Origin of the sequence: Corynebacterium ulcerans (assembly GCF_000767685.1) — a bacterium.
GTDB classification, from domain to species: domain Bacteria; phylum Actinomycetota; class Actinomycetes; order Mycobacteriales; family Mycobacteriaceae; genus Corynebacterium; species Corynebacterium ulcerans.
The window spans coordinates 241,588-260,866 of sequence record NZ_CP009622.1; the positions used below are offsets into that span (position 1 = coordinate 241,588).

At 55.0% G+C, this 19,279-nt stretch carries 17 protein-coding genes and 1 tRNA gene; 7 read left to right on the forward strand and 11 right to left on the reverse strand.

From position 1 onward, the window contains the following. Positions 1-58: 58 nt before the first annotated feature. A complete protein-coding gene (locus tag CULFRC11_RS01100) occupies positions 59-622 on the reverse strand; it encodes an RNA polymerase sigma factor (protein WP_013910627.1) in 564 nt (187 codons plus the stop codon). Positions 623-769: 147 nt separating this feature from the next. Here CULFRC11_RS01100 and CULFRC11_RS01105 point away from each other — a divergent pair, with 147 nt between their 5' ends. The 5 genes from CULFRC11_RS01105 to CULFRC11_RS01130 all read left to right on the forward strand — a co-directional run bounded on the left by CULFRC11_RS01105 (position 770) and on the right by CULFRC11_RS01130 (position 5,781). Further along, a complete protein-coding gene (locus CULFRC11_RS01105; protein ID WP_013910628.1) occupies positions 770-2,308 on the forward strand; it encodes a catalase in 1,539 nt (512 codons plus the stop codon). Positions 2,309-2,544: 236 nt separating this feature from the next. Next, complete coding sequence (locus CULFRC11_RS01110) at positions 2,545-3,246, forward strand: hypothetical protein (RefSeq protein WP_038620294.1); 702 nt, start codon at positions 2,545-2,547, stop codon at positions 3,244-3,246. 62 nt (positions 3,247-3,308) lie between these two features. Then, on the forward strand, positions 3,309-4,199 hold the full coding sequence (locus tag CULFRC11_RS01120; protein WP_230478238.1) for a hypothetical protein: 891 nt from the start codon (positions 3,309-3,311) through the stop codon (positions 4,197-4,199). A gap of 14 nt (positions 4,200-4,213) precedes the next feature. Next, positions 4,214-4,837 carry a hypothetical protein gene (locus CULFRC11_RS01125; protein ID WP_023634957.1) on the forward strand — a complete coding sequence of 208 codons (624 nt, stop codon included), beginning with the start codon at positions 4,214-4,216 and terminating at the stop codon, positions 4,835-4,837. Then, positions 4,837-5,781 carry a hypothetical protein gene (locus CULFRC11_RS01130; RefSeq protein ID WP_023634958.1) on the forward strand — a complete coding sequence of 315 codons (945 nt, stop codon included), beginning with the start codon at positions 4,837-4,839 and terminating at the stop codon, positions 5,779-5,781. The genes CULFRC11_RS01125 and CULFRC11_RS01130 overlap by 1 nt, the downstream gene beginning before the upstream one ends. A 53-nt stretch (positions 5,782-5,834) precedes the next feature. Here CULFRC11_RS01130 and CULFRC11_RS01135 read toward each other — a convergent pair whose 3' ends face one another. From CULFRC11_RS01135 to CULFRC11_RS01160, 6 genes are read right to left on the reverse strand one after another with little or no spacing between them, the layout of a single operon-like run. Further along, a complete protein-coding gene (locus CULFRC11_RS01135; protein WP_014835827.1) occupies positions 5,835-6,143 on the reverse strand; it encodes a Na+/H+ antiporter subunit G in 309 nt (102 codons plus the stop codon). Beyond that, on the reverse strand, positions 6,143-6,409 hold the full coding sequence (locus CULFRC11_RS01140; protein WP_023634959.1) for a cation:proton antiporter: 267 nt from the start codon (positions 6,407-6,409) through the stop codon (positions 6,143-6,145). Before CULFRC11_RS01140 ends, CULFRC11_RS01135 begins: the two co-directional genes overlap by 1 nt. Next, the gene (locus CULFRC11_RS01145; RefSeq protein ID WP_023634960.1) at positions 6,409-6,828 is read right to left on the reverse strand and encodes a monovalent cation/H+ antiporter subunit E; all 420 of its coding nucleotides are present in this window, start codon (positions 6,826-6,828) and stop codon (positions 6,409-6,411) included. Before CULFRC11_RS01145 ends, CULFRC11_RS01140 begins: the two co-directional genes overlap by 1 nt. Then, complete coding sequence (locus CULFRC11_RS01150; RefSeq protein ID WP_023634961.1) at positions 6,828-8,366, reverse strand: monovalent cation/H+ antiporter subunit D family protein; 1,539 nt, start codon at positions 8,364-8,366, stop codon at positions 6,828-6,830. Before CULFRC11_RS01150 ends, CULFRC11_RS01145 begins: the two co-directional genes overlap by 1 nt. After that, positions 8,366-8,824, reverse strand: coding sequence for a cation:proton antiporter subunit C (locus tag CULFRC11_RS01155; protein WP_023634962.1), 459 nt, complete (start codon positions 8,822-8,824; stop codon positions 8,366-8,368). Before CULFRC11_RS01155 ends, CULFRC11_RS01150 begins: the two co-directional genes overlap by 1 nt. Continuing rightward, the gene (locus tag CULFRC11_RS01160) at positions 8,825-11,815 is read right to left on the reverse strand and encodes a DUF4040 family protein (RefSeq protein WP_023634963.1); all 2,991 of its coding nucleotides are present in this window, start codon (positions 11,813-11,815) and stop codon (positions 8,825-8,827) included. A gap of 184 nt (positions 11,816-11,999) precedes the next feature. Between CULFRC11_RS01160 and CULFRC11_RS01165 the strand changes: the two genes are divergently transcribed. After that, on the forward strand, positions 12,000-13,433 hold the full coding sequence (locus CULFRC11_RS01165) for a membrane protein (RefSeq protein ID WP_014835831.1): 1,434 nt from the start codon (positions 12,000-12,002) through the stop codon (positions 13,431-13,433). Here the strand turns inward: CULFRC11_RS01165 and CULFRC11_RS01170 are convergent. The 3 genes from CULFRC11_RS01170 to CULFRC11_RS01180 all read right to left on the reverse strand — a co-directional run bounded on the left by CULFRC11_RS01170 (position 13,430) and on the right by CULFRC11_RS01180 (position 16,330). Then, the gene (locus CULFRC11_RS01170; protein WP_038620297.1) at positions 13,430-14,848 is read right to left on the reverse strand and encodes a DUF4185 domain-containing protein; all 1,419 of its coding nucleotides are present in this window, start codon (positions 14,846-14,848) and stop codon (positions 13,430-13,432) included. The two genes, CULFRC11_RS01165 and CULFRC11_RS01170, sit on opposite strands and share 4 nt — an antisense overlap. A 356-nt stretch (positions 14,849-15,204) precedes the next feature. Beyond that, positions 15,205-15,281, reverse strand: a tRNA-Pro gene (locus tag CULFRC11_RS01175). A gap of 107 nt (positions 15,282-15,388) precedes the next feature. Continuing rightward, positions 15,389-16,330 (reverse strand): metallophosphoesterase, encoded by a 942-nt coding sequence (locus CULFRC11_RS01180; protein WP_031269901.1) that lies wholly within the window; start codon positions 16,328-16,330, stop codon positions 15,389-15,391. On the opposite strand from CULFRC11_RS01180, the gene CULFRC11_RS01185 reads away from it, so the two are divergent. Further along, positions 16,329-16,790: a GatB/YqeY domain-containing protein gene (locus tag CULFRC11_RS01185; protein WP_014835837.1), complete on the forward strand. Its 462-nt coding sequence runs from the start codon at positions 16,329-16,331 to the stop codon at positions 16,788-16,790. The two genes, CULFRC11_RS01180 and CULFRC11_RS01185, sit on opposite strands and share 2 nt — an antisense overlap. 19 nt (positions 16,791-16,809) lie before the next feature. On the opposite strand, the gene CULFRC11_RS01190 is transcribed toward CULFRC11_RS01185, so the two are convergent. Further along, complete coding sequence (locus tag CULFRC11_RS01190; protein ID WP_023634965.1) at positions 16,810-19,182, reverse strand: transglycosylase domain-containing protein; 2,373 nt, start codon at positions 19,180-19,182, stop codon at positions 16,810-16,812. Positions 19,183-19,279: the final 97 nt, after the last annotated feature.

Sequence of the window (19,279 nt, forward strand, 5' to 3'; positions counted from 1 at the left end):
TAATTGTTGTAGGCGCGGTACTTCCTCATATCCAAGGAGGTGCCGCGCTTATTCGTATTTAGGCGCTAGCAGCGTTGGGGCGTCCGGCTGCAGCGACTACGTCGGCACGGGCGCGAGCTACGCGGGAACGAATCGTACCGATGCGGACGTTGGCGATTTTCGCTGCTTCCTCGTAGGAATAGCCGAGCACCTGCGTCAAAATGAGGGCTTCACGACGTTCGGCGGGGAGGGCGTCGATAAGCAAACGCACGTCGATCCAGTCGGACCAGGTGTTTTCGCCATTGGTGGAGAGTACGGCGGGGTCGAGGTCTTCTACTTCCGCGGAAGACTTTCGAGGGCGGGCCATGTCATGGCGAATATTGTCCACCCACACGCGGCGTGCGAGTGAGAGTAGCCATGTTCGTGCTGACGAGCGCGCAGCGAATCGGGGGAGTGCGCTCATGACGCGGAGATACGTCTCCTGTGTGAGGTCGTCGGCGATTTCGCTGCCACCTAGGTGGGCGAGCAGGCGCCAGACGTCATTTTGGGTCTCACGGATGAACTCGGTAAGTGCGGTTTTGTCGCCGCGGCCGGCAGCGAGTGCCAGTTGGGTGACGCGATCGTCGCGTTCCGAGTTCTTCATAACTAAGGACTTTACCACCTAAACAAAAGTTGTAAGGTGAACCTCTCAATAAAAATCTGTTGCAAGGTTTTAGTTTTCAATGTAAGGTTATTTTTAACTTAAGACTCATTCCAAGTTCCAAGCCAGCCCTTGAAGGAGGGAATTCCCATGAACTCACCAGTCGACCCCATCATCAGCGCCGGAGAGCGTACAGAGTCTGTTGCTCACACAACGCGCGAAGGCGGACAGCCAGTTCCTAGTGAGAACATTTCCATCACTGCCGGACCTCAGGGCCCTAACGTTCTTAATGACCTCCACCTGATTGAGAAGCTCGCCCACTTCAACCGCGAGCGCGTTCCGGAGCGCAACCCTCACGCTAAAGGCCACGGCGCTTTCGGTGAGCTACACATCACCGAAGATGTGTCGGAATACACCAAGGCCAAGCTGTTCCAAAAGGGCACCGTCACCCCGATGGCTATCCGTTTCTCCACGGTGGCTGGCGAGCAAGGTTCCCCAGATACCTGGCGTGACGTGCACGGATTCGCGCTGCGTTTCTGGACCCAGGACGGCAATTACGACATCGTGGGTAACAACACCCCTACCTTCTTCCTACGTGATGCCATTAAGTTCCCGGATTTTATCCATTCCCAGAAGCGCCTAGGCCGTAACGGCCTCCGCGATGCGGACATGCAGTGGGATTTCTGGACCCGCACCCCTGAATCTGCTCACCAGGTGACATACCTGATGGGTGATCGTGGCACTCCTAAGACTTCCCGCCACCAGGATGGTTTTGGTTCCCACACCTTCCAGTGGATCAACGAAGAGGGCAAGCCGGTATGGGTGAAGTACCACTTCAAGTCTCGCTTGGGCTGGGACACCTTCACCGACGCTGAGGCTCAGGAGATGGCGGGCAAGAACGCTGATCACCATCGCGAGGATCTCTACAACGCTATCGCGCACGGCGACTTCCCCATCTGGGACGTCAAGGTCCAAATCATGCCTTTTGAGGACGCAGAAAACTACCGTTGGAACCCCTTTGATCTGACCAAGACCTGGTCGCAGAAGGATTACCCGCTGGTCGACGTTGGATACTTTGTTCTCAACCGCAACCCCAAGAACTTCTTCACGCAGATCGAGCAGTTGGCGCTCGATCCGTCGAACTTGGTTCCAGGCGTAGGCCTGTCGCCTGACCGCATGTTGATGGCTCGTGCGTTTGCGTATGCAGATGCTCAGCGCACGCGTATTGGTGCAAACTACCGCCAGCTGCCGATTAACCAGCCGGTGGTTCCGGTGAACACCTATGAGCATGAGGGTCCGATGGCGTATCAGTTTAATCCGGCAGATGCGCCGGTGTATTCGCCAAACCGCTATGACAAGGGTGCTGGTTACCTCGACGATGGTGAGACGTCTTCTTCGGGTGTTACCTATGGTCAGGCCAGTGATCTTTTTGTTAATCCTGATCCTCACGGCACGGATCTCACCCGTGCGGCTTATGTAAAGCATGCTGAGGATGATGACTTTATCCAGGCGGGAATTCTCTACCGTGAGGTTTTTGACGACGGAGAGAAGGAGCGCTTTGTAGACAACGTTACCAACGCTATGGCAGGTATTTCTCCAGAGGTTGAGGAACGAGTTTACTGGTACTGGACCCAGGTCGACGAGAACCTTGGCGCAGAAATTAAGCGAGTTTTTGCCACCAAGAAGTAACAACTAAGCATTTAAGCTTTACGACGCCTATCCCACGAGCTTCCCCGCGAAGTTCGAGGGGATAGGCGTTTTTGGGGCTTGGGTGGCTTGATCGGGACACTTTTGGGTGAAGTTTTTCAAAACCGGCATATTTGCCACCTGAACATGTTAGCTTCCCCTTTAACGATTGAGCTTTATGTCTACAGAAGTACTCAAATCCAGAAGCGGTGGTTACTCCATATGAATGGGGAGGTGTAATGAAATTTAAAGAAGATATTTTCCCTGAGCATAAGGATAAAATTGGTGGTCTTGTTCAGTTTGTGAATCTTCCGTATGAGAGCGCCGTTGAGTATGCATGGGATCAACTAAACGTGAACCAGGGCACAACTCGAAAGTTTCCCTCCAGATATGATCTAACAGTAAAACCAGGGGATTTTGTTCATGCGATTCCGCAAGGTGGAAGGATATTTATAACCGTAGAGACGGAGAATCCGCGTTGGATCGCAGTTATGGGTGTTAATGAGCTTGCGGATTCAAGAGTTGCTTTCCTTCCGAATAGGACGGCTTTTCTTGGTTTTAATTTCCCTATTGCTAAGAACTCTGAGGTTGTATCGATTAGCCAATCTGTAAATTCTAATTCCTGTAGCTTTAACTATTCAAAACTTGATTACCCTTGGGGTGGCTATTTTGGCGAAGGGGATTTTTATATTAATCCAGCCAGGCTTAGTGTTTTTTGCGAGAATGTAGAGGGCTGGCATTTTGAAAGGTCATCGAATGATGAACGCGGAGAAAACGACGTAATATTCGATTTTGAAGAGCCTGAATTTTATAGCCGTCGTTTAAAAAAAGAGCGATTTAATCCAGATATGATGCTTCGTTATTTAGAACGCCTGGATATAAGGCTGCGTGATGTGAATTTTTATTCGGGGAAAATGACTATTCTGCAAAGGGCTGACTAATAATGTCGATAGTTGATATGAGGAAAACGCAGCCGTTAGATTCCCAAATCTATTATATAAATATGTCCTTTGATCAGTTCATGGGGTATGTCCGTGAATACATAGACGGTCTTGATGATCAATTCCCAGCGACTCTATTTGAAGTGGGACAGGGGGGACGTGAGAGATGGTTACAGCTACAACGTGGCTGGGAATACGGGAATGTCTTAATCCAGGAAGTGGCTAATCCGGATTGGGTTGCGATTATTGATCCTTACATTGACCATACAATGTCGTATTTTTCGGAGATTAATCAGCCAAACTACGTCTTGCTGGGAGCCGGTTCAACGATGTATTCCGGTATTGAGAAAATAAGCGATGCTGATGGATTTGGTATGCCTCAAACTTTCTCCGTGATCGCATGCGCAATCTTCCTAGAAGACCCTTTCTTTCCTGCGCATGGAAGATTGCGTCCTACTTTTTTGTCGTGCAGCTGGGGACCTCATGTTGAGGCAGGGTGGCTCTTAGCAGAACAAAGTAGATTTTATGACGATGTTCGGAGATCCCTATGGGCATCGAATGAGCTTGGTACGCAGGGGCTCACTAAGTTCGCGGTGAACTTATGGCCTGAAAAAGAAAAAACTTTCGGACGGAAGACCTACAACCACCTTGATCTCGATTGGAACGGATGGGGACCCGACCCTACTTTCCGTCCTGATCCTCAGCGTCCGGTGTATGAGTGGTTCAACCACCGTGTTGTTGATGGCTGGGGAAAAAATTTGGGTTTAGAAGTCTTTGACACCAAATTCCATGTAGGTCGGCAGGCCATCTTTAAAGAGCTACAGCGTAAAGATAACTCGTATATCAATGCACCATTGCTGTATGAAGATTTTCGCCCTTTTGAAGAACGGCAGAAAATGATGGGCTTTAGCCCTGACCATATGCAATGGTTGGTTGATCAGGGATTGTACTGAGAGAGCAGGAGAACATGGCTAAGTGGAATAACGGTTCTATCGGAATTGATGTCTGCGCGGATCAAGAGCTTTTTACTCCCACCGCAGCATCATTATCCTTTGCACCTGGGCATGTGACTATTTCAGACTCCGCAGCAGAATCTTTAGAAGATCAGATCGTTGAAGGCGATATGGCTGAGATTGTTGAGGCCATTGACTCTTTTGCAGCTTGCTCGGTAGCGGAGGCCTCCCAATCGTTTGATTTGCCGGAGCCGGGATACCTTGAGGCAGTTAAGCCGGGTTCTCATGTCACATATCCCGTTGTTGAAGAAACAGATAGCGAACTCGCCGACCTTGCGGGGATCCCCGTAGAAATTGGGGATTTCTCCTGGAGCGCAGTGCTGCTTACTCGGTGGGAGGGCTGCGTGAATGTTGCCCTGGAGTGGGAACTTGCTCGGATGCTCTACTTCTGGAACAAGAGGTGGGGGATGGAGTTGGTGGCACTTTCAGAAGACACTGAAGCCACAATGCTGGTTCGCGTGGGCGATCCGAGAGGAAACCGTGAGGAGATCGTCGCAACGCTTGCCGCAGCGGGCGACGAACTTGTTGTTATTCCGGGGCCAGATGGCTCCCTGATACTGAAAGTGTGGTGGGACTAGTGGGATTCTTTGGGTTTGGAAAGAAAAAACAGCAGCAACCGCAGACTCCGGTGATCCGGATGGCGCTTATGGCGCTGGGGTACTCCCCAGATATTGCTCCCGACGGCAACGGTGGAGAAGTGAACGTGGTGACGCTAGGAGACCTGACGGTTTACTTTTGGAACGATCCCAGCCTGTATCACGCTCAAATCGAATGGCCGTTAACCTTCAGTCAAGAAGACACTATGCATGCGGTGGTGGGCGCACACATGCTGAACGTGAATTCCTCTACCGGTGTCTTCCGCGTGGATACTTCCAAAGGACACACAGCAGTTGTGTGTCGCACGTGGCTACGCGCCGAGGACGGAGCAACGTTTGATCAGTATCTCCGCTTTGTTCAAGCGGCGCTTCAAGACGTGCTGCCCGAGGCTTCAGCTCTGTATGACGACATGTTTGGGACAAACTTTGAGGTTCCAGAGCCACCTGAGCAGCACCCACTCTTCGCAGAAATTCCAGCTCACCTAGATACTCCGGAATTTGAAACACCTGAGGTGACAGCGGATCGGGTTGCGGCGCTGTACTCCGGGGAGATATCTGAAAAAACTGTGCATATGACCGTGAAGGGGCGAGAATTTGTTGCAGAGGTTCATCCAGCGGAGACCCCAACAGGGCCCGCCCGCATCCTGGAGATCTCTAGCTTTAAAGATCTACCAGCCAGCGGCCCCAACGATATTGCAGCGCTGATAAACGCGACGGCGCAGTTCAACGACTCCATGGATCTTATCTGTGCTGTTCTCGATGAAGACGGGCAAAAAGCATCTTCGGAGAATCTGGGACAGCCCGCAGCGCGGATGGTTATTCGCGCGCGTTGCGACGCCACCGTGGGGCTTTCAGATCCCCAACTCAAGGGCTATGTCGATGAGACGATGCACACCATCGCAGGCCTACTCAAAGCCATTAGCTAGAGCTATCCCCGGCTTAGTGCACTTCTAAGAGGAAGGACTACGCCGGGGATTTTTTAGTCTTGTTGTTCTTTAGCTATCCCGTAGAGGGAACGGCCCATGAGGAAGCTGCCCACGGCTAGGACGATGAGCAAACCAGCGATCGTGATGATGACACGAACCAGGTTTCCCCACCAGAAAGTGCCATTGCCGATGTCATTGATAAGGGAAGCAATCAGGATAAGAGGCAGCGCGATGCTTGTCGCAGTACCCATAAGATTTGCTCGGGTAAGAGCATCCGGGGCGCGGAGCAAAGCGATGAGTGTGGTGATGATCAAAAACGACGCTATGAGAATCAACGCGCTTGCTGCAAAGTCATAAAACATTAGCGACGTCCCTTCGAGATGATGCGCGCTGCCGACATCGTGGGCAAGATGCCACCAACCAACGCAGCGAGCAAGGCGATCTCATAATTGATCTGTGTGTGGTTGACCATGCACCAGATCATGTAGAAGCCGATCATGGAGTAAAACACCATGTCTGAGATCACGGCTCGGGTGAGCTGATCTTTGGTACGGATCATCAGAATAATCGTGGCAATAATGCCTAGTATGGTGGCAGCCATGCCAATAGAGGAGGCGATGAGAAACATTAGTTGTCCTCCTTAAACACTGGTTTAGGCGAGGGGTATTCCCAAGTCGCCTGGTCAAGAACTGCAGCAAAGTCAGGATGTAGACCCTTCACATGAGGCGCAAGAGTCTCTTCCATGTGAGCAAGATCTGCGAGCACAGAACGCGGGTCTGCGCCGGCAACCGCGTGAACAAGAAGATAGCGCTGGCCAGAGGATTCGGCGGAGTCGTCTTCCTCCAACGTGATCGACATGGTTCCCGGAGTGGCCGTGATCGATGCCGCAAAAACCGTAATCTGCCAATCTTTTGTTACCCGCAAGGGGTAGCGGACCACACAAGGATCTAAGTTCTTGCTGCCCGTGAGAGTGTCCTTAGTCAGGACCCACCCGGCTATGAAGACTTGGCCAATAAGCCAAAACGTGTACTTGATGGCATGTAGCATTAGCGGCCTCCCTGCAGCGTGGTGTTAGTGGCAACACCTACCGGCGCGTCCTCGCCTTGGTGGAGGACTGCGGTGGAATAGGAGTTGACGTCGAGAAGCGACTCCGATGCGTCGTTTGTAGCAGACACGAGCGGGCCTGCGAACAGGAACATCCCGAAAGAAACAACGATGAGGAAAGCGCCGGGGGCCAAGCGCAACCACGGTACCCGCAGACTTTCGGGGATGCGCTGCGGATTCATCGGAGCGCCCCAATAGACTTCGCGCCAGAGGCGCAGCATGGAGAGAAACGCCCCGAAACTAGCCAGGATAATGATCGCGATGACCAGCCAGGCCTGCCATGATGCAGAATCTGCGATTCCCAAGATCAGGAAGACCTTGCCCCAGAGCCCAGAAAACGGCGGGAAACCAACAACGGAGAACGCGCCGGCAGCAAAGACCGCAGCCACCCACGGATCCCGATGGGCGATTCCAGAGAGCTTAGACATCTTGTCCGTGCCATAGGTTTCCTCGACCGAGCCAGACGTGAGAATCAGAGAGCCCACAGTGATCATGTGGTGCAAAGCATAGAGAATGCCTGCTGCAATCACGGTCTTGGCATTGTGAGAGGCAAAGGCAAGGACAACAAGGATCATCGGCATGCCGTTGACCATCTGATACGCCAAAACCCTGCGCATGGCGCTTTCGCCCAGACCTGAGAAAGCACCCACGACCATGGACAAGATGCAGATCGTGATAATCAGCCAGATCCAGCGGGTATCCAGATCAAAAATCACCACGTAGATGCGCATCAGCATGTACACAGCAACCTTGGTGTGCATGCTAGAGAACAACCCCATCACGCTGGAGGAAGTTGCAGGGTAAGAACGTGGCAGCCATGTATGAACCGGGAAAATGCCCGCTTTGACCACCATGGCCACGACGACGATACCCATGGCTACCGTCACAGGGCCGTTACCAGCGGCGGCTCCCGCTAGTGCTGCAATGTTTACTGCACCGACAACACCGTAAACAATGGCGACACCGATAAGCAGCAACGTAGAAGTAGCCAGGTTGACCAGTACAAACGTGCGGCCAGCGCTGAGGCGTGCCCAGGTGCCGGTCATTGCCATCAGGCCATAGCTCGGAAGCAGCATGACCTCAATGAACACAAAGAAGTTAAAGAGATCGGCGGTGAGCAAAGCGCCCATCACGCCGGTGAGCAGCATGAGCGATAGAGAGGAATAAAAACGCGAGCGAGTCTCACCGACAACAATGGCAAACCAGTTGGACGCAAAGGCCACGACAGAACACGTGATGATCATGATCGCTGAGAAATGATCACCAACAAAGGGGATAGCTACGCCGCCAACGTACTTACCCACAGAGTGGGCGATGGTTCCGTGCTCGGATACGTAGGCAAACAGCCACACACCTGCGGCTCCGGTTCCTATCGGCGTGATAAGAGCGAGGGCATCGCGGAGCACACGCCACGGCGCGATTGCCGCGACCGCGACCAGCGCAAGCGGGATACCAACAAACAATGGAAGCACGTAATCCATTAGTGAGCCTCCTTATTATCTGTGTGATCATCCGCGGAGTTCTGTCGCACGCGGCGGGCGCGTTCGCGTACGAGGTGCGCCTCGTCTTCCGCGAGCTCAGCGTTGGTGGTGGAGCGTCCTAGAGTCTGCAATGGCGAATCTTCGTCGGCAACTTCTTCCGGCTCGGTATCGTCGGAGCGGCCCAAGCCAGACAACGTAAGCATGTACGTGGTGGTTGCCATGGCAATAACAATGGCTGTGAGGACAAAGGCCTGAGGGACAGGATCAGCAGCCACATTGAGATCGGTGATGCTGGGGAAAGGCTCGCCGCGCCACGCTGGCACTCCGATAGCCACAATAATGAGGTTTGCGGCATGGCTAATCAACGTCATACCGATGACGATGCGCAGCATGCCGCGCTGGAGCACAAGGTACACACCACCGGCGGCAAGGATGGCGATTGTGAGTGCGAGAATCACTTACTTCTCCTCCTTTGCGGTGAATGATGCGGCGTCGAGATGGCGGTCGTTATCTTCCCGGAGCGCCTTGGACGCGAGCTCGGCCTTCTTGGCCAAACGAGCGCGCTCTGGTTCAGAAGGAGGCAGGTGAGGCTCGGCCCCAAAGTCATCCAGGTGGCCCACCTTGGGTAGGGGAGTCAAAGGCGAATCCTCCCGGTTGTAGTTCAGGTTCTCGTAATCCAGACCAGGGCGAAGATAACCGCCCAAAGCGTTGATGGCCATGCTGACCATGCCCAGCACAGCAAGGTACACACCGATGTCAAAGATCATGGAGGTAGTCCAGTGTTGCCCGGCCCAGTGCCCGTGAATCGCGTAGAGGAAGGAACCGTGAGTCAGGCCGAGGAAACCTGCAAAGATGGCGGTCAAAATTCCTATGCCCGTGAGATAAATGGGAGTACGTACTGGGAAAATGTGCTTGTCACGAGGGAACGAGAGATAGCTCAGCATCATCGCGGTGCTTGCCACAAGGGCTGCGATGAAACCGCCGCCTGGTGCATTATGGCCACGCCAGAAGATCATGACGGACAGCACCACGAGCACGGGTACCAGCGCTTTAAGCAGGACGCGAAGCGGAATCGCGTTGAGATTCGCGCCGCCAAAAGGCGCCGGGTGGGTGTCTTTGGCAAAGGGGTAGCGAGGCATAGACGTAATCACTGCGGCGATTACGATAGCGGCCATACCCAGGACCGAGAGCTCGCCCAAGGTATCAAACCCACGGAACTCAACCAGGATGGTGTTCACTACGTTATCGCCACCAGAAATCTTGGGGGCCTCGTTGAGGTACCACATGGCTAGCTCGCTGCGCTCGTGGCGCGACAACAGCACCCAGACCGAGAGGAAAGCGAACAGGCCTACTCCGGTTCCCATCGCAATACCGAGGGCTTTCTGACTCTTGCGGGGTTTATGGAAGTGACTTGGCTGCTGGCGCACCACCATCATCATGATGACTACGGTCAGTGCCTCAACCATGAACTGCGTCATCGCGACGTCGGGAGCACCGAGCATGAAGACCTGCAGCGTTACACCTGCGCCGACCACGCCGACCAGAACCACACCGCTTAGGCGTTTTTTGGTGCGCACCAGAGCGATCACTCCGAGCAAGACCATGACCAAAGGTATGGCGTCATACCAGCGATCCGTAGAGATGCGGGCAGGCACCGGGATGCCATCCACTCCGCCGCTCACGAGTCCCGGCAGAACGTAGAATGCGCCGAAGATAATAATGGCCAGGAACATATACGCCAGATGACGGGTAGGAGCGATGGAGTCTGCCATCTTGCCCATCGAGCGACCCAGACGAGAAGAACCTTCATTCATGATCCGGAGTACGTCATTGCCGCTGGCTGGGAATAGCGGACGGCTGCCCAAAGCTGCCCAAATCTGCTTGCGGAAAATAACTCCCACGATTCCCAACACAAACACCACCATGGAGATGATGAACGCAACCGATAGGCCGTGCCACAAGGCAAGATGCGTGTGGGGATCCTCTGCGACTACGTCGACAGCTTCAGAGATAGGGGCATCAAGATAACCCAGGGCAAAAGCTAACGGTAGGGAGAGCGCGCCGGGGAGTGCTGCGGGAAGCCAGAGTGAGACAGGGGCTTCTTTGACGTGCGTCATATCGCGGTCGCCGTCGATAAAGCCATCGGCAACGATGCGCACGGAGTACGTAAAGGTAAAGAGCGCGCCGACGCCTGCCGTGAGCAGGAGGGCTACGATTCCGGCTTTGCCCAGGGGGGCTTCGCTCAAGGCTGCGAGCAGGCCCTCTTTAGACACGAATCCCAGCATCGGAGGCACCGCGGCCATCGAGGCTGCTGCCAGGATGACGGATCCGAAGGTAAACGGTAGCTGTCGCCAGGAAGAGCCCAAACGGGATGCGTCTCGTGTTCCAGTTTGGTGGTCGATGACGCCGATGAGCATAAAGAGCGACGACTTAAACAGCGCGTGCGCGAGCGTGTGCACTAGTGCTGCGGCCAAAGCGAAAGGCGTGCCTACGCCGATGGTGGCCACGATCCAACCAAGGTGGGAAACAGTGGAGTATGCGGTGAGCTTTTTCAGATCTGTTTTTTGGATAGCAAAGAATGCCGCCATGACAGCGGTAAGCATGCCTACCGTTATCAGTAGGAGATTCCACGTGTGGTTGTTATGGAACACAGCGCTGAAGCGCATTAACACATAGATGCCGGCCTTCACCACGGCTGCGGCGTGAAGGAACGCAGAAACCGGGGTAGCGGCAGCCATTGCCTCCGGCAACCAGAAGTGGAAGGGGAACTGCGCGGATTTAGTAAACGCGGAGATCGCAACGAGCACGCCGAGCACCGTGGTGAGCACTGGCTTTTCCGACCAGAAGTCAGACGCCAGAATCTCATGGATATTAGTGGTTCCCGCTTGGGTGGCGGCGATTGCCATAGACACCAGCAGGGTAAGGCCACCGATAAACGTCAATATCAGTGTGCGTTGCGAGCCTAATTCTCCACCGCTGCCGCCAGACCTGGCGATGAGCATGAAGGAAGCAAGAGAGACGAGCTCCCATGCGATGAAGAGGGTGAAGACGTCGTCGGCAAGCACCAGCATGAGGATGGCAGCCATGAAAGCAGTCATCAGAGTGTAGAAGCTGGTATTCCCCGTTTTTTTGGGGAGATAAGACGCAGAATAGATAAAGACGATGGAGCCGATAACAAGGGCGAGGAGCGCAAAGAAAACGCTGAGGGCATCGGCACGCAAAGCTAACTGTATGTCGATGCCGTGGCCGAGGGCGTCGGGTATCCACGTGTATGTCCAGATGAGAGGACTCTCATCGAGGATGGTAGGGAGTTCTTTACAAAGGAGTCCGGCCGCGATGAGCAGCAGGGCCGCTAAGGGCCACCCCGCCTTTCTATCGCAGGCCCGGACGGCTACAGGCGCGCAGGATACCGTAAAGGCAGCCAGCACGAGAACTAACAATAAGGTCACAGATCACTCACACCCACAGATTCGGGGAATTTTTAGATTTTGGTCAACTTTTTTCACGTTACCAGTGTTTGTTGTGTTTACTATGGTCAGGTGGGGCTTACAGCATAGAAGTTTTGCATGCATATTGGGGCGTTTCGGTGGGTCGTTAACCGAAAAATCAGCTGGCTAAGTACATTTTTATAGTATGAGTCGATTTGCCGTTCGCCACTTCAGCGCAGCTATTCTTCTGGCCGCTCCACTGATCGCCGGCACTGTGTACGCAGTGAGCACTGATTACGATCTTGCCAGTTCCTGGTCTACGGGGGAAGAATCAGCCGGGGCCCCCGCCGTGCATGACGACGCAGCGCTTGTCGACGCCCGCCGCGCCGCCGGTGAAGCCGGCGCCCAAGCAGGATTACTCAAAGGCGGCACCAAACAGCTTGCGGACGGCACCCACAAGCTTGCCGACGGCTCCAAGCAACTCGGAGCAGGAACAACCGCAGCCCGCGACGGCGCCGCCAAGCTTGCCGACGGCATGAACCAACTTCAGGCGGCCACCGGCCAGCTGGGAGACGGTGCGACGGAGATCGCCAACGGTGTAGACCAAGCAGTGGGGCAGCTCTTTGCCCTGGAAGCCGTTCGTGGGCAAATTCTCGGTGCGCTTGATCGAACCATCGGAGACATCGCCAAGAGCAAAGACCCCAAGGCCGCGGAGTTCAAGCCACAATTGGAAGACTTCCGCAGCCAGGTAGACACCTTCCAGGTGGACAAAAACATCACCGATCAGCTGACCAAACTCCGCGATGGCTCCCGAGAGCTTGCCAACCAGCTGCATGTGCCGGGCTATGGCTTCCACGACGGCATCTACTCGGCCACCAAAGGGTCCAAAGAGCTTTCCGCAGGGCTTAATGAGCTCGCTGCCGGTGTAGACGAGGCCCTCAAAGGCGTAGAGCAGCTAGATCAGGGTGCTCAAAAAGTCGACGGGATGGCAAAGACAAACCAAGATCGCGTGGGAGCGGTATCCCGAGCTCTGCCTGTTATCCAGGCTGGCACCCCCGAAGCGGAAGAAGCAGGAATAACCAAAACCCTTGCTCCGATGTATGCCTTCCTCATCGCCGCAGGAGTCATGCTTGCCGCCGGTACCTACGGGCGTGGCCGAGCATGGGTAGTGAGCCTTGTTGGAGGCATAGCGCTTGCTGCTCTAGGAGGCGCACTCGTAGCGATCCTGGGTGCCGAGCTTGGTGCGGTGGAGGCTGCCGCAGCCGCCGGTATATGTGCCTTGCTTGTCTTAGCGTCTGGGCTGGGCACAGCAGTCCTGATCCGTGCGTTTGGTGCTACATGGGGCTATCTCGCCGCACTCGTTGGGATTATCGCACAGGTAGGAATCGTGGGATGGGTATGGAATTCTGCGGCGACAGCGCAGATCGGCACAACCGCCCAGGCACTGGTGAACCTTATGCCGTTGAACTATCCCACGCTGGCGCTAAGCTCGCTCGGCAACGGGACAAACTCCCCAGCGCTCTGGGTCTCCGTCCTGGTCACTGCTGGTTTAGCAGCCGCCGGGGCAGTATCGCTGAAGCTGCTGGGCAGGCGCGAGTCCTCAGGTGCTCATGCAGCACCCGAGGACATCACCTACTAGTTTTTCTCTGAATCATGCGCGCCGGTAAGGGGTAACACCTCTACCGGCGCGACGCTTTCTAGGATCTCCTGCTCTGGTGTCGCGGTCTTGCCTGGATCCACTGGCGTTACCTCAGAGACCTCGATAACGCTTTGATCTGCTGTGCCTTCGGGGGAAGCGGTGACTGCTTGCGGCGTTGGTTGGGCGTCGGCAAGCTTAGGCGTGACGTTGAAGAACTTATCCAAGCCCTTGACGTTAAACTGCGTGGAGTTATAACGGCTGTTATTTGAGGTATTCCACTGTGACACCACGATATTCATGTCGGCGAGAGTGGAAAAAGGCGTGATATAGCCGCCGTAGAGCTGGGTGAAGTTGTTTTCATTTTGCTTAGCTCCCCAGCCGCCGGTGCCAGCGACCACCACGTGAGCCGGCTTAATCTGATCCCAGCTTTGGTCGATTTTTTCGGAGATCCGCACCTCGATGGCCCAGGTCTCTTCGTTGAACATGCTGAGTACCCAGTGCCCCTCGATTCGGCGCAGGGACATCTCGCCGGCTTTCACCGAGTTGCTGAGGATCGGTGTGAGAGATGCACCATCGACATGCGTGGACCAGGTGCTTGTTGTGGGGTTATAGTGCTCCCACTTCTGCTCATCGCTGATGTCCGCAGGGCGGAAGCGGGTGAGATAGACGCTGTGCGCGCGGCCAAACTTGGAGGAGACCATGTACACGTATCCGTCGTCGCCGTTTTCCCAGGAGAGAAGGCTGCCGAACTCGTTCATGTAACTAGCGGGTATCTCGTTGACGCTAGACCAGGTCTTTCCCTGATCGGTGGACTTCCAGATCTGAGTTTTTATGACGTTGCCCAAACCCTTATGCCACATGGCCTGCATGTAGATTGTTCCGTCGATGTTAATGACGTCCGAGGGGAGGAGCGTCAGGCGGTCTTTGTGCTCGTACTTAATAAGCTGCTCGGCTTTTTCGCCCTCGTTGAGCGGGCGAAGGATCTGTATTTTCCCGTCTTCTCCCAGCTTGGCCACCAAGCCGATCGGGCTTTTCCACTCGCCTTGCAGGCCCTCGCCAGTGAAAGAATCTCCGAAGATGATGGCAAATTCTTTGCCGTCCTTGGCTAGTCGGACCATTTCACCTAGGTCGCCGGAAAGGATGCCGAACTTATCGGATTTACCGCGTCCAAAGAGATCGTCGAGCATGGTGACCGTGAGTCCCTCGGAGATCCGGTTTGGGCGCTGCGGGGCGGGCTTAGCGTCTGGGATCGAGGAGCCGGAAGAGCCGGAGGAACCAGAGGATCCTGAGAATAAAGCGGAAGGCAGTCTCGTGATTGTCCCAAAATCGATGGCGTGTCCGGTGCTTACGCCGGTGAACGAGCTAACAGTGATGAGGGCGGCAACCGTCAACGTTTTTCGACGGGTCATTCTCATTGCATGCCTTTCTATATACTTCACGCGAATCAAATGAGCATATCAGTAATAAAGGCTGATATTTTTGTGTGACGGGGAGGGGGTTGTCGTTAGAACGCTAGCGGGGTGTGTGGGGTAAAAGCCCAGGTCGATTTTTCTAGCGTTCTCAAAAACGACAAAACCTTGGGGTGCTGAGTTGGGTAGCCTGCATTTCCATAGACAAAGGGGTAGCGTGTGGCCTGATTTTGGGCTTTTGTCTATGGAAATGCAGGGTCTGTCGGTGATAAGAATGGCAGTGGCGGCAGTGCGGTAGAGCAGCGATAGCGCACAGAAAAACAGGCCAGCAATCCATAAGTGGATCACTAGCCTGTTCTCAGTGGTCGGGATAACAGGATTTGAACCTGCGACCTCTTCGTCCCGAACGAAGCGCGCTACCAAGCTGCGCCATATCCCGTCGATACTGGACATACTTTAGTTGATCGACGTGGGAAACAGCAAAACTGCAGATGGTGCGCGAAATGCATTTGCACCGAGTGCACCGTAAGGTGCCAGCAGCTAGCCTTAACGCTTTTCCGTGACGCGGATCAGCGTGGCAGAAGGGCGGCAGAAAAGCCGGATAGGGGCGAATTTAGAAGTGCCCAGACCATTGGAAACGTGCATCCACATGTTCCCAAAAGTGTGCAGTCCCTGCACTCGCTGTGCATCGATCCCGCAGTTGGTAACAAGGGCACGGGAGCCAGGCAAACAGACTTGGCCTCCGTGGGTGTGGCCGGAGAGCGACAACATGTAGCCGTCGCGCTCAAAGCGCTCTAGTACGCGTGGCTCGGGGGCATGCAGCAGCGCAATGCTGAGGTCTGCGTCCGGATTCGGCGGGCCGGCTATTTCTTCATAGTCGTCGAGGTCGTGGTGGGGGTCGTCGACACCCGCAACGGCGATGCGCACATGGTTGATTTGGAACTCGTGTCGAGCCTGATTTGCGTCGCGCCACCCGTGCTCTATGAAGGCGGCACGCATTCCTTTCCATGGCAGTGCTACCTCGCTCGGTTTGCGCTTTTTGCCAAAGAGATAGAGGAAGGGGTTGACCATGCTGGGGGCAAAATAGTCGTTGGTACCAAAAACAAAGAGCCCTGGGCGTCGGAGCAGCGGGCCGAGTGCACGCAGCACTCCGGGCACGCCTTTGGGATCGCTGAGGTTATCTCCCGTGTTCACAACCAGATCCGGGGCCAGCTTGTCCAGCTGTGCTACCCATTCTTGCTTCTTAATCTGGTTGGGGATCATGTGGAGATCGCTGAGGTGCAGGATCCTAAATTCGTCTTCGTCTCTTAAGACTCCAGGTTCTAGGATGGGCAGTTCCACGATTTTGAGCTCAAAGTTAGAGCATTCGCGATATGCCCATGCAAGGGTGGAAAGTCCGGTGAGTCCCAGCACGCCGGTTGCCGTGAGAAGAGTCTTTTTCAATGAAGCCACTCGTACAGCGTACCTGCGAGTAGGCTTAACAACCATGAGTGAACTCAAGATGAAGATCCGTGCAGATTTGACCACCGCTATGAAAGCCCGGGAAAAGGAGCGTACGGGCACGTTGCGTATGCTTTTAGCCGCGATCCAGACAGAGGAGACGAGCGGAACAAAGCATGAGTTGACTGATGAGGACGTGCTCAAGGTCATTGCTCGTGAGATTAAAAAGCGCCGCGAGTCCGCAGAGGTGTACGCCGGAGCAGGCCGACAAGAGCTAGCCGACGCAGAAACTCAGGAGGCAGATATTCTTGCGGAATATCAGCCCGCCCAGCTAGACGACGCCCAACTCGCCGCACTCGTTGCTCAAGCAGTGGAAGAAGTCGCCGCGGAGCATGGCGACGTCACCATGAAGCACATGGGCCAGGTTATGAAGATCGCTACAGCTAAAGCAGCAGGCCAGGCTGATGGCAAGCGCCTGTCCACGGCAGTTCGTGCGGCGCTAGCCTAAGCCCTTTCCCGGGTGGTGACTACCTGCCAAGTAGCTGTTCCAGCAGGTTGGCTAGGTCGTTGCCTCCCTGATTGCGGTTGTCATCGGCGGGGGCTTCGTCTCGTGGTATCAGGGGGCTGGTGGTTCGGCGGGGGGCGGTGCCGTCGGAAAGCACAAGCTTGATGGTGGAGTCGGACTTGAGGGGGACAGGAACCTCGGTGCGGACTACATGGTCCTTGGGGAGGCCATTGCCTGCGGTGTATTCGGTGACAACTTTGTATCCCTTGCCTGTGAGCTCGCGCTTTACGTCGTCGCCGTTGCGGCCGATGTAGGAGCTGCCGAGGTCTTCCGAGGATCCGCGATTGTACTTTGTGTCATAAGCAGGCAGGGTGCCGGTTGCGGCGCGGCCGGCTGCCGTCGCAGCTGAGAACCAGGTGCGGGCGGGTTCGTCGCCGCCGAAGAGAGTGCCTTTTCCACACTGGGAGACCGGTGAGGTACACAGCGGGGACACGGTTGTTCCGTCGTTGTAAATGTAGGCCGCAGACGCAAAGTTGGAGTTAAAGCCGAGGAAAGCGGCCGACTGGTGTGACTCCGTGGTACCTGTCTTGGCGGCTGTTGGGGCACGGAATCCCGCGGCCTTTGCCGCAGCCGCGCCGGTTCCCTTGATGGTGTCCTGGCTCAGGCCGTTGGCCAGCGCATTGGCAATTTCTTTGCTGACAGCTTGCTCACACGCAGGACGCTCTAGGTACACCTCGTTGCCATTGTGGTCGGTTACTGACTCGATAGGGCTTGGCTCGCACCACATGCCATCGGAAGCCAGGGAAGCCGCAACATTAGAGAGCTCAAGGGCATTGACGGCTGTGGGGCCTAAGGTATAGGAACCCAGATTGTGCTCTTTGAAGTAGTCCGCGATGGAGTTATTTTGATCAAAAGAACCCTTCTCTGAGTAACTACGCAAGCCCAGTGCTACGGAAATATCAACCACATCGCGCACGCCAACAGACTCGATGAGCTGGACAAAGGGAGTATTGGGCGAATATGCCAGAGCATCGCGCAGAGACATCTGTGGAGCGTAGGAACCAGAGTTTTCTACGCAGTAAGTTCCGGGTGCACAGCCTGAGGCGCCGCCGTCGCCAAGCCCCTTGGCCTCATAGCGGCGAGGAACCTGTAGGACAGTGTCCAAACCATAGCCCTGCTTGAGTGCAGCCGCGGCCGTGAAAATCTTGAAGACTGAGCCGGCGCCGGCACCCACCAGCGAGGACGTTTGTGGGAGAACCGTCTGACCTGCGTTGAGATCCAAACCGTAATCACGGGAGGACGTCATCGCCAGGATCTTGCGCGAATTAGTGCCGGGTTCAATGATGTTCATAACATCTGCGACTCCCGGGGATTGTGCATTGACCTGGCTGGTGACAGCGTTGTGAGCGGCCGTCTGAGTTTGAGGGTCAAGCGTGGTTTTAATCGTGTAAGAGCCCTTAGTGATCTGCTCGGTGCTGAGGCCTTTTTTGTTGAGGTAATTAAGGACGTGGTCGCAGAAGAACCCGCTATCGCCAGCTGCGATGCAACCATTTGCCAACCCCTGAGGTGCGTCTAGCACACCGAGTGGTTCTGCTTTGGCCACGTCGGCTTCTTCCTGGTTGATGTAGCCGTTCATCACCATGGAATCCAAAACGGTATTGCGGCGCTCAAGAACCGCATCTGCATTGGTAAACGGATTGAGGTAGGAAGAGGACTGCACCATGCCGGCAAACATCGCAGACTGGGCCAAAGAGAGTTCAGAGGCGGATTTGCCAAAGTGAGTCCGTGCTGCGGCCTCGATACCAAAGGAATTATTTCCAAAGGGCACCAGGTTGAGGTAGCGGGTCAGGATTTCATCTTTGGAGAGCATCTTGTCGATGGTCGAGGCCATCCGCATCTCGCGCAATTTACGTGGGATGGATGTTTCCGTAGCTGCTGCTTGCTCGTCCGCATTGTTCGATGTGACAAGAAGTAGGTAGTTCTTCACGTACTGCTGGTCCAGGGTGGATGCGCCCTGTTCAACGCCTCCGGCAAAAAGATTGGCGGCGATTGCGCGCAGATTGCCTTGTAGATCCACGCCTTTATGCTCATAAAAGCGGCGGTCTTCGATAGAGACGATCGCGTCTTTTACCGTCTGTGGGATTGCTTCAGACGGCACAGAATACCTGCGTTGGGTGTATAACCAGGCGATCGGTGAGCCTTGGTTATCTAAAATGGTGGAGACTCCCGGGGCAGACCCATCGGTCAAATCTTGGAGATTGGACTGCATTGTTGCACTAGTGCGTGCAGCTGCAACGCCTGTGATGGCAGCTACGGGGGAGAGCGCTAGGGCGCTGGCAGCCCCTGCTGCTACAGCAGCGGCGACGATCCTGGTGAGTGAATTCCACTTTGACACCCCTTTACCCTAGCTAAGCAACCGTTGTAGGGGGAAGTAGGAAATATCCCCACAAAGTGTGATGCATTCGACTTATGCAACTTTCTGTGAATAGACT